At 43.1% G+C, this 10,688-nt stretch carries 12 protein-coding genes; 7 read left to right on the forward strand and 5 right to left on the reverse strand.

What is annotated here, in order from left to right; all coding sequences use genetic code 11:
- Positions 1–220: 220 nt before the first annotated feature.
- The 3 genes from purN to pap form a co-directional block, all read right to left on the reverse strand.
- Positions 221–859 carry a phosphoribosylglycinamide formyltransferase gene (purN, locus tag O9290_RS02480; RefSeq protein ID WP_288059617.1) on the reverse strand — a complete coding sequence of 213 codons (639 nt, stop codon included), beginning with the start codon at positions 857–859 and terminating at the stop codon, positions 221–223.
- A 116-nt stretch (positions 860–975) separates the two neighbouring features.
- Complete coding sequence (locus tag O9290_RS02485) at positions 976–1,242, reverse strand: hypothetical protein (protein ID WP_288059615.1); 267 nt, start codon at positions 1,240–1,242, stop codon at positions 976–978.
- 116 nt (positions 1,243–1,358) lie between these two features.
- Positions 1,359–2,852, reverse strand: coding sequence for a polyphosphate:AMP phosphotransferase (gene pap, locus O9290_RS02490; protein ID WP_288059613.1), 1,494 nt, complete (start codon positions 2,850–2,852; stop codon positions 1,359–1,361).
- A gap of 69 nt (positions 2,853–2,921) precedes the next feature.
- Between pap and galE the strand changes: the two genes are divergently transcribed.
- Positions 2,922–3,920: a UDP-glucose 4-epimerase GalE gene (gene galE / locus O9290_RS02495; protein WP_288059611.1), complete on the forward strand. Its 999-nt coding sequence runs from the start codon at positions 2,922–2,924 to the stop codon at positions 3,918–3,920.
- Between the two features lie 273 nt (positions 3,921–4,193).
- The gene (locus O9290_RS02500) at positions 4,194–4,619 is read left to right on the forward strand and encodes a hypothetical protein (RefSeq protein ID WP_288059609.1); all 426 of its coding nucleotides are present in this window, start codon (positions 4,194–4,196) and stop codon (positions 4,617–4,619) included.
- 118 nt (positions 4,620–4,737) lie between these two features.
- On the opposite strand, the gene O9290_RS02505 is transcribed toward O9290_RS02500, so the two are convergent.
- Positions 4,738–5,709, reverse strand: a complete 972-nt coding sequence (locus O9290_RS02505; RefSeq protein WP_002758641.1) for an FkbM family methyltransferase — start codon at positions 5,707–5,709, stop codon at positions 4,738–4,740.
- Positions 5,710–5,871: 162 nt separating this feature from the next.
- Between O9290_RS02505 and O9290_RS02510 the strand changes: the two genes are divergently transcribed.
- The 5 genes from O9290_RS02510 (at position 5,872) to O9290_RS02530 (ending at position 10,447) form a co-directional block, all read left to right on the forward strand.
- Positions 5,872–7,332 (forward strand): MBOAT family O-acyltransferase, encoded by a 1,461-nt coding sequence (locus O9290_RS02510; protein WP_002758640.1) that lies wholly within the window; start codon positions 5,872–5,874, stop codon positions 7,330–7,332.
- On the forward strand, positions 7,332–8,291 hold the full coding sequence (locus O9290_RS02515) for a hypothetical protein (RefSeq protein ID WP_002758639.1): 960 nt from the start codon (positions 7,332–7,334) through the stop codon (positions 8,289–8,291). The genes O9290_RS02510 and O9290_RS02515 overlap by 1 nt, the downstream gene beginning before the upstream one ends.
- Entirely contained in the window at positions 8,288–9,550 is a 1,263-nt protein-coding gene (locus tag O9290_RS02520) for an NAD(P)/FAD-dependent oxidoreductase (protein ID WP_288059607.1), read from the forward strand. The genes O9290_RS02515 and O9290_RS02520 overlap by 4 nt, the downstream gene beginning before the upstream one ends.
- 268 nt (positions 9,551–9,818) lie before the next feature.
- Complete coding sequence (locus O9290_RS02525) at positions 9,819–10,103, forward strand: toxin-antitoxin system protein (protein ID WP_249267892.1); 285 nt, start codon at positions 9,819–9,821, stop codon at positions 10,101–10,103.
- A complete protein-coding gene (locus O9290_RS02530) occupies positions 10,103–10,447 on the forward strand; it encodes a type II toxin-antitoxin system PemK/MazF family toxin (protein ID WP_193961846.1) in 345 nt (114 codons plus the stop codon). Before O9290_RS02525 ends, O9290_RS02530 begins: the two co-directional genes overlap by 1 nt.
- A 39-nt stretch (positions 10,448–10,486) precedes the next feature.
- Here O9290_RS02530 and O9290_RS28050 read toward each other — a convergent pair.
- Positions 10,487–10,688, reverse strand: a 202-nt coding sequence (locus tag O9290_RS28050; protein WP_353852115.1) for a zinc ribbon domain-containing protein, incomplete at its 5' end; no start/stop codon positions are given.

A 10,688-nucleotide genomic window follows, 5' to 3' on the forward strand; every position in this document is an offset into this window, starting at 1 on the left:
ACCAGATATGGGAGTGATCAGGGGGAAATTCAGGGACTTTTTCCCTGAAAATTAGGTAATTGACCCCCTCAAAATCGGTAAAACCCCACACCCCACACCCCACACCCTACACCCTGCCCCTAGGAAAAACTTTTTCAGCAGACCCTACTTATTTAACGATTTGCGTTGAATTTTCGTTTTTTTGCCAGTATTCTCGCCAAGAAAGTCCAGAAATCTATCTCTATAGGCCCAATTTCGCCGCTAAAGCGATCGCTACTGGGAAAATGCGATGTTCTTGCACTTGAATGCGTTCGTGGAGACTGGCCGCGGTATCATCCGGGAGAATGGGAACCACTGCTTGCATTAAAATTGGGCCACTATCTACCTCTGCGCGAGCGATATGCACAGTACATCCGGTCACTTTTACCCCTGCCGCTAAAGCTTGTTCCACGGCACGCACACCCTTAAAACTGGGTAGTAAACTAGGATGAATATTGATCACGCGATCGGGAAAAGCATCCAGTAACACTGGGGTGACAATTCGCATCCAGCCCGCCATAATTACCCATTTTACCCCGTATTCTTGGAAAGTTTCGACTATTGCCCGATCGAGTTCTTCTCTGGGTTTAAATTGACGATGATCGAGGAAAATCGCGGGGATATTGTAGTGAGCGGCTTTTTCTTTTACCTTGGCATCGGGATTATTGTAGATGAGGACAGAAATCCGGGCATTAAGTTGTTTTTTAGCGATCGCTGCCGCCAAAACCGCAAAATTGGAACCACTACCAGAAGCCATCACTCCTAAAGAGAGGGTTTCCTCTAGGGGAATATCGGCCAAACTGAGATCGGGAGAAATTAAACTGGGGGAAATTGTCATCATATTTTATAAGCGAGTTCGAGTGCATTGCAAAAGCTATTGAGGCGATTCAGCAAAGCATTATATAGCAATTCCCATAGTTGTGAGGTACAGAGTCTTAGGTTTTGAGGAGTCAGGAGTCAGGAGTTAAGATTTTGGTGTACCTCATGAGATTGGGAAACGCTATAGTAAGAATAAGCATCATCCCGTTCCTCTTGGAGATAGGCATACAAGGTTAGCTCTGGCTCTGCAGCTAGGTGATTTTTAGGGATATCGAAACCGACTTCCGTTAGGCGCGTCGCTGCGATCGCAACTAGCAACGCCCCAATGGTATTAGACTCACCATTGTGAAGATCCCTCAGTCCGGGTAAGATGATCTCGGCCCCTGGCAACTCATTGAGATTCATGATTGTTTCTCCTCTGGTGGACATTGAAAACGTTCAATAAAGTTCTCGACTCTGCTTCTCAGAACATCAGGGTTAAGGGAGGGTGAATCGAAAAAATCCCCATACCCCTATCTCCCCTATCCCCGTTGTTTCAAACCGGTTTCAATAGCGGCAATTACTGTTTCTATGACTTTAACGCGGGCGAAATACTTATCATTTGCCGCTACAATCGTCCAGGGGGCGACGGGGGTGCTAGTACGAGCTACCATGTGATTAACTGCAACATGGTAGAGGGGCTGTTTTTCTCGATTGCGCCAATCTTCATCGGTGAGTTTATGCTGACGATAGGGGTTAGTTTGGCGCTCGTTGAAACGATTTAACTGTTCCTCGGGGCTAATATGTAACCAGAATTTGACTAAAACACAGCCTGAATGGGTTAATTGGGCCTCAAATTCGTTAATTTCTTGATATGCCCGCCGCCAGTCCATATCTTTAGCGAATCCTTCCACTCTCTCCACCAAAATCCGTCCATACCAACTGCGATCGAATATACCGATAGTTTTGGCTGCGGGCAATTTCCGCCAGAAGCGCCAGAGGTAATGATAGCGGTGTTCTTCCTCCGTCGGGGCAGCAAAGGCAATCACTTGATAACTGCGAGGATCGAGGGTATCGGTTAAGCGTTTGATCGCCCCTCCCTTACCGGCGGCATCCCACCCTTCAAAGAGGACTAAAACGGGGATATTTGCCTGAAAAATCTCTAATTGCAGTTTTCTTAATTCTACCTGTGCCTGACGCAAACGGATTTTATAGTCTTCTTTTTCCAATTTGGCACTTAAGTCCACTCTCCCCAGATAATCGGGTTCCGTGGGCAGTAATTGGGCTTGGGGTGGTAGATTGACAGGGGGTTCGATCGGTAATTGGCGCTGATCCAAGGCTTGAGCGATCGTACCGACTAATTGGGAGAGAACTTTTACCCGGGCCCAACGTTGACAGTTGCCCTCCACCAATGTCCAAGGGGCGGCCCCCGTGCTAGTGTAGGTAATCATTTCCTCGGCTAAACTGGCATACTCATCATAACGTTTGGCCTGTTGCCAATCTTCCGGACGCACGCGCCAAGATTCTAGTTCATTTTCGGCGTATTCTTTGATGCGTGACTTTAATTCCTTTTGACTGAGGTGAATCCAGAATTTAGCGATTGCGACCCGATCATCAGATAATTGTCGCTCAAAGGTGTTGATATCGCGCATGACTAGGGGAATCTGGGAGGAGGGCAATTTATTTAAGAGTCGATCCTCTAGTAGATGGGTGTACCAACTGTGATAAAAAATGCCGATACTACCTTTTGCTGGCAGTTTTTGCCAAAATCGCCACAAAAACGGGTAACTTTCCTCTTGGGGGGAAGGGGTTAAAATTGGATGGACGGTAAAACCGCGAGGATCCATATAGTTAACCATTTTTTTGACTAAAGTTCCTTTCCCTGCCGCCGCCCAACCTTCCAAAACCACCACCACGGGTAATTTACATTCCCAACAGGACTTCTGTAGCGATCGCAGTTGTTCCATTAAATCTTTAATTTGTGATTGATAAGTTTCTTTGTCAAGGGAAAGAGATAGATCGAGGGGACTTAACATGATGGTCAAATAAAAGGAAAATTAGGGTATAAAGTTATAGACAAGTCAATTTCAAATAGGTATGATCGCGTGTCTCAAGTTAAACCTACCATTCTCGTTACTGGCGGTGCGGGTTATATTGGTTCCCATGCAGTTCTAGCGCTCAAAAATGCCGGTTATCCCGTCATCGTACTCGATAATTTATCCTACGGTCACGCCGAAATCATTAAGGATATATTAAAAGTTGAGTTAATTGTCGGTGATACTAGGGATCGATCGCTGCTGGATAATTTATTTGCCAGTCGTGATATTGCCGCCGTCATGCACTTTGCCGCTTTTATTGCCGTGGGGGAATCGGTGCAGCAACCGGCTATTTACTATCAAAATAATGTTAGTGGTAGTCTGACTCTTTTGCAAGCGATGATCGCCGCCGATGTGAAGAAATTTGTTTTTTCTTCTACCTGTGCTATTTATGGAATGCCGAAAGAAATTCCGATGACGGAAAATCATCCCCATCATCCCCTCAGTCCCTACGCTGCCAGTAAGGAAATGGTGGAACAAATTCTTCGGGATTTTGATCCGGCCTACGGTTTAAAATCGGTGGCTTTCCGTTATTTTAATGCTTCAGGAGCCGACCCCAGTGGTTTATTAGGGGAAGATCACCAACCGGAAACCCATTTAATTCCCCTGGCTTTATTAACTGCCCTGAAAAAACGGGATTCCCTGTCAATTTTCGGCACGGATTATGATACTCCCGATGGCACTGCTGTTCGCGATTATATCCATGTCAATGATTTGGCACAGGCTCACGTTTTAGGCTTAGAATATCTCTTAAATGGGGGCGAAAGTAATGTGTTTAATTTGGGCAATGGTAACGGTTTTTCCGTGCGTGAAGTGATTGAAACAGCGCGAGCGGTAACTGGTTTAGATATTCCCGTCATCGAAAGTCCCAGAAGGGCCGGCGATGCCCCCATTTTAATCGGCAGTAGTGATAAAGCTAAACAGGTTCTCGGTTGGCATCCCCAATATGCCGATCTCAAGGTAATAGTTGAACACGCCTGGAATTGGCATCAAAAAAGACACGCTTAACAGCGATCGAGTGCTAAACTTTAATCTTATAAGATTGAACAGTTCTAAGTAAGTGGTTTCAATTAAATTGAAGATAGATTTTGTCTTTGATCCCCCCTGCCCCCCTTGATAAGGGGGGTGCCGATAGAACGTAGGTTGGGTTGAAGCATGAAACCCAACGCCCGATTATGTTACGCTACCCCTAACCCATCCTACAAATAATTGTGCCTCCCTACTTAGAGGCTGATAGTTTACCGCTATAAGCTTCTCTAGAATCCTCTCGAATACAATGGTATGAATAACAAAATAATCTTAACATTTATAGGCTTGACTTTTTTAGCAAGTTGTGCTGATAGTAAACAGTTTCAATGTCAAAAAATCTATCGCATTGCCAACGAAGTGGCCCAAGAAACCAAATCCTTAACCAAGGGTCAAGGGACAGAAATTGACCAAAAAAGTTGGCTATTAGCCGCCGATAAAATCGAACAGGCCGCAGAAAATATGAAAAAATTAGCAGTGAAGGATCCTGAACTAGAGAAATATAAGACCGCTTTCGCTCAAGTTTATGAAGATTATGCCACTGCCACTCGTGAAATAATTCAAGTTATCGAAACTCGCAATAAAAACGGGGCAAAATTAGCACAGGAAAAGGTAAGAAAAGCCGGCCAATTAGAAAAAGAAACTGGCGAAGCTTTTAATACCTATTGTCAAGCACAGTAAGGCACTATTAGCACAGCTATTGTGGTGGGTTACTGAATCTTGACTTTTTACCCCAAAAATATAAGGTCTAATTGCCTATATTGTGGTGCGGTAGCGATAGCGTAACGCACCCTACGGATTAGGGTTTAATTGCGTACAAAGTGCCGACATTTTTACTGCGAGGCATCCTGGAAAAGATGATAAAACCGAAGTCTTGCAGATGTTTGACTAAAGCATCGGGGCCCTTTTTATGCCATTCCATCATGACAATTTTAATCTGTCCTAATTGACCAGTTGCCGCTAAAGAATCGAGGATTTCGTATTCGGAACCTTCACAATCAATCTTGGCAACTATATCGATGTCGGGATAATCAGAGGTAATACCTTTAAACACATCGGTGAAAGGTTTAAGAATTAAATCGGCTCTAGCTGTTTGTTTCGAGGCAAAAGGTTTTAATTGGTTGTCAATACCAGAAATACCAACACTACCTTTAACATTGTAATCGTATTCTACTTGAATAATTTCATCACGAGCGCCGACTCCATAATCAAAAGCTTTAATCTTTTCCGCTAGATTAGGATTGAGGGCAAAATTTCTTAAAGCTTGGTCGTAGGTAGCCTTAAAAGGTTCGTAACTATAGACAGCTTTCACATTAGCTCGATTGGCAAAAAAGAGACTAGCAAAACCCGTATTCATGCCAATATCGATCGCTACACAGGGCTTATCATAGAGGAAATTATATACACCTAAAAGGAAAATTTCATGGGCGATATCTAAATCCTGTCCCGTCTCGATAATTAACTTAACTCCATCGATCTCGATAATTAATTCCTGTTGCTCATCGATATAAAATTTACAATCAGCCAGAGCTTTTAAGGCGTTAGCTTTGTTAAAAACTTTACTACCCAAGAGGAAATCCTGCTTATTTTTGCTTAAACTGATCCCTAGTGGTTTGTAAAAAAGTTGACCAGATTTAGCATCATATGCCACATAATTAGGATTAATATTATGCTCTGCCAACTGACTAGACCAATATTGATCGGCAATATGGGGATAAGTCTTAAATTGTCGATAGCGTTTATGTGCATCTAACAGTTTTTGATAAAGCATTGCTTGTCTAGCCTCGATTTTTTAGGATGGATGAAGGTAATTTTATGGACAAGTCTGACAAAGTTTGATAGGCTTGTCAAGAAAATCCCTCGTCTCTGAGCATCAGAAGTCAGGAAACCCATCTCAAACAAGGTAACACAGACCATCAGGAGTTAACACGCCTTGAATTACTCTGATTTTATATTTTGGTGGATATTAATCCTTTTTAGCGTTCCTTTCCTAACGGCGCGCTACCTGGCGAAGTCCTTCAATCTCTGGCGAGGTGTTTTTGATGGAGTCGGATTGGCGGCGCTGTCCCTAATCCTGTTTTATTACGCCAGTCGCACCAGTTTCCTCGTTTTCATCGTCTCCCTAGCCTTTAACTACATTATGGTCTGGCTAGTGCTGAAAATGAGCGGCTGGAAAGCGAATCTCCTAGCCACTATCGTTATCGTCATCGATATTCTCGTCCTCGCCTACTTCAAGTATTTCGGCTTTTTTGTCGAGGAAATCATCGGATTATTCGTTTCTCTCCCCCCTAACTGGAAGGAACTTTCCCCAATTCCCGTGCCTAGCCAAATACCACCGGGGGTATCCTTCTATACCTTCCAGATGGTAGCTTTCGTGGTGGACTCCCTGCGGGAAAAGAAAAAGAAACCCCTAGCCGTCCTCGATTATGTCAATTTTATCTCCTTTTTCCCCCAAATTGTCGCAGGTCCGATCGAGCGTCGCCGGGATTTATTACCACAAATGGAGGGATTTCGCCTCAAATTTACAGGAGAAAACTTCGAGAAGGGTTTGCGTTGGCTTTCCCTCGGTTTATTTATGAAATTTGTCCTCGCCGATAACATTGCGCCCTACATCGAATTAGATAAGATGATCGATAATGCTTGGTATATCTGGTTTGAGGCCTTTTTATTCACCCTGAGAATCTATTTTGACTTCGGTGGTTATAGCTTTATTGCTGTTGGTTTAGCCTATTTTGTCGGGGTTAGATTAGAATTAAACTTTTTAGCCCCCTATACATCCCAAAGTATTAACGAATTTTGGCGACGTTGGCATATTACCCTTAGCACTTGGTTTCGGGATTATGTATTTTTACCCCTGATGGGTTCCAATAAAAATTGGGCGCCTTTTTATCTATTCATTACCTTTACTCTTTCAGGTTTCTGGCACGGTGCAGCTTGGAATTTTATCTTTTGGGGTGCCTATCACGGGGCATTATTATTATTACTGCGTTATCTGGGCCGACCTTTCTATGCTTTCGTCGGAAAATACGTTTCTCAGCCGCAAATTGTCTCCTGGGCTTTAACGCAATTGGCGGTCATTTTTGGTTGTCTCTTTTTCATGGAGATTAACACCAGAAGATTAATCGGTAAAATGCTAGTTATTGCCAATCCTTTCAATTATTCCTTAGCTAATATCGGGGAAATTTTTAGTTCCTATACTCTCAATCAAGGAGCAGTTTTAAGCGTTGCTTTAGTTCTTGGTATCATTGTTTTAATCCTCGAACATTTGGCTATTGCTCAGAAAAAGTTTGAATATGAACTATTGTTATCCCCTTGGCTGTCTAAAATATTGCTAGGTTTAACTATTCTCCTAGCTTCCACTAATACCGGTGACTTTATTTACTTTGAATTCTGATGAATACTAAATCCTTTAACCCTTTCCCCTGGTTAGCCTCTCTGGGAGTCGCTTGGTCCCTCGGCTTTGTTTATAATGTCATCTACGGCGGCGAATTAAGCTGGTTGCGGATGATGTACGAGGAAAAATCAGCGATCGCAGCCAAGGTCGAAGGACCGCGGCGTTTAATCGTCACGGCGGGATCGGGGGCGCATTATAGCATAAATTCGGAATTAATGGCCAAAGAATTGGGAATTCCCGTGGTTAACTTCGGTTTACAGGGGGATATCGGCTTAAATGTCATTGCCGCTATGATTCTCGAAAAAGCGCGCCAAGGAGACGTAATTCTGCTGATTCCCGAATATCTCATGCTCATGGATGAGGACGGTTTTAATCGCGGCGAAGGACTTTGGGGATCGGCTCCTTTTAGCGTCGCTATTGGTAAACCCGGGTTAGGTGGGATACCTTTAAAAACCATGATCGAGGATACTTGGTTATTAGGTATTCCGGGGATGCGTCCAGTTACTAAATCCACGGTTGATTTATTCACCAAAGGCAGAATGACGGGTTATCTTTCCGATCCAATGACTAATACAGGTGATCCGACTATAGTTAAGGAAAGAACGGGGAAATGGTGGCAAATGACCTTTGATACTGCTGCTTCTCCTCACTCGATTAAAGCTATTGAAAAACTCAAGAAAGATTTAGAAGCAAAAGGGGCGACTTTAGTGGTTTCTTTGCCCTGGGTTTATGCCAAAAATGATGGTAAAACCGTTGCTAATATTCGCAAATCTGCCGAAGAATTAAGTCGGGTTGTGCCAACAATTTATGACCCAAAAGACTTGAATATTAAGACCGATTCTACTATTTTTGCTGACACTCACTATCATCTTTTGCCCCCGGCGAGAATTATTCGTTCAGAACAATTAGTTTCGGAACTGAAACCCATCTTAAACACAACTGAGAATAAAAATCCATGAATAAACCTATAACTAAGATTTGCATTCTGGGAGGTGGTTTTGGAGGGTTATACACGGCACTCGATCTGAGTCGATTAACAGCAGTAAAATCAGGTCAATGGCAAATAACTTTAGTCGAACCAAAAAACCATTTTCTCTTTACTCCCCTTCTCTATGAACTAATTACAGGAGAATTGCAACGCTGGGAAATTGCCCCCTCCTACCGTCAATTATTAACAGGAACTAAGGTTAATTTAAAAACTCAAAAAGCCAGTAATATTGACTTAAACAATCATCGAGTATATTTAGAAAATGAGGAAGTTATAGATTATGATTACCTCGTTTTAGCGGTGGGAGTGCGGAATCGTTGGCCGGCTATACCGGGGTTAGCCGATTATGGGCTGACTTTTCGGAGTTTAGAGGATGTGGAAAAATTACAAACGGCAATTCATGAATTAGAAACTCAAGGAAAATCCTCAATTAATTTAGCAATTATTGGCGGCGGTCCCAATGGGGTAGAATTAGCCTGTAAGGTAGCTGATCGCTTAGGAAAAAAAGGCCAAGTTCATCTAGTGGAAAGGAACGAGGAAATACTGCAAAACTTCCCTAAATCGGTGCGTATTGCTTCCTATCGTTCCCTTTTAGCCAAGAATGTTAGTCTCTATTTAAACACGGGATTAAAGGAAGTTACCGCTAATTCCATAACCGTATTTAAAGATAATACAAATGAAGTTATCCCCATTGATTTATTATTGTGGACAGCAGGAACCCAAGCACAAGATTGGATCAATAATTTAGATTGTCAGAAAACAGCACAAGGCAAATTATTAACCCGTTCCAGTTTACAATTAATCGACTATCCCGAAGTTTTTGCCCTTGGGGATCTAGCCGAAATTTATCCTAATAAACAGGTAATTCCTGCCACAGCACAGGCAGCCTATCAAGCAGCCAGTGTAGTAGCCAAAAATATCTCGGCAGTGATCAGAAAAAAATCGCTCAAACCCTATTATTATCTCCATTTAGGTGATATGTTAACCTTGGGTAAACAATCAGCCCTTGTCTCCAGTTTTGGCCTTAATATTAGTGGTAGATTAGCCGATATAATGCGTCGATTTGTCTATATACTGCGTTTACCCAGCAAACGCCATCAATTGAAAGTGTTTCAACATTGGGCAAAAAAAATTCTTCTCCGACTCCGTTATTCACAGGTGTTATCTAATACTAAATCCGTTGAGTATAGGCTACATATCAGGAGAGGAAAAAGGCAAAAGGGAGAATAAATAATCAGTTTTTATAGCGTTTCCTGTTCACAAGAGGTACATTATCGATGTTAAAAAGCTTAATCAGCAAAGGTTTAAATGTGCCACACAGGTGTGAGAACCGCCATAGAACGAAGCAATAAAAACTAATTAGAGGAGCTGAAGTAGTTGCAAAGACTCAATATCTCTACGGTCTAACGTTCTGGTTGAGCGGCAGCAGATCGACCATAGCGATCAACGAAAAGCCTCTCAACTGTCCGCTCCAACCGGGTGGTTAGCCCTTACACAATTGGCTACAATAGCCCTAGACAAGCTACGAGAGAAAAGTATGCCTGAATTAAAAATTAGCATTAGTGAGGCTGCTCACAAAACGCTGTTAGCACTCGTTGACTCCTCTGGGGATACGCTCCCAACAGTATTAGACAAAGCCATCGAAAATTATCGCAGATATGTTTTTCTAGTTCAAGCGAATGAAGCCTTCGCCGCCTTAAGGAAGAATGAGACTTTATGGCAAGAGGAAATTTCTGAAAGGCAGACATGGGAGCAAACTCTCGCTGATGGAGTAGAAGGGTAGTGGCAGAAATTACCAGAGGAGAAATATGGCTAGCAGACCTTAATCCAGTAAGGGGGCATGAACAGGCTGGTAAGCGTCCATGTTTAGTGATTTCAGCAGACCTGTTTAATCAGGGTGCATCTGGCTTAGTTGTTGTTTTGCCAGTAACTTCTAAAGACAAAGGAATCCCTTTTCACCTAAAAGTGGAACCCCCAGAGGGAGGAGTGAAAATGCCAAGTTTTATCAAGTGCGAGGACGTAAGATCAATCTCAGTAGAACGACTTGAGAAGCGATGGGGAACTGTATCCTCAGAAACCCTGGCATTGGTTGAAGACAGACTGAGAATCTTAATGGGACTGTATTGACATCCTCGCCGCCGTAAAACGGACGGCGATTCCCAAACCTCACGATTTGGGTTTCTGCTTCTTTCCCGAAGGATTTTTCGCACCTGCCGCCCCAGTTTTACTCTGTTCTGGTCTTATGGTCGCTCTACAGACTGACACCGCAAGCCCTGCGGCCAAAATATTTTTACTGGCGTTAATATCTCGGTCATGGTGAGTCCCACAGTCTGGACAGTCCCATTCTCGAACATTTAACGGCATTTTC

Source organism: Microcystis sp. LE19-41.2A, from assembly GCF_027530405.1.
Classification (GTDB): Bacteria; Cyanobacteriota; Cyanobacteriia; order Cyanobacteriales; family Microcystaceae; genus Microcystis; species Microcystis aeruginosa.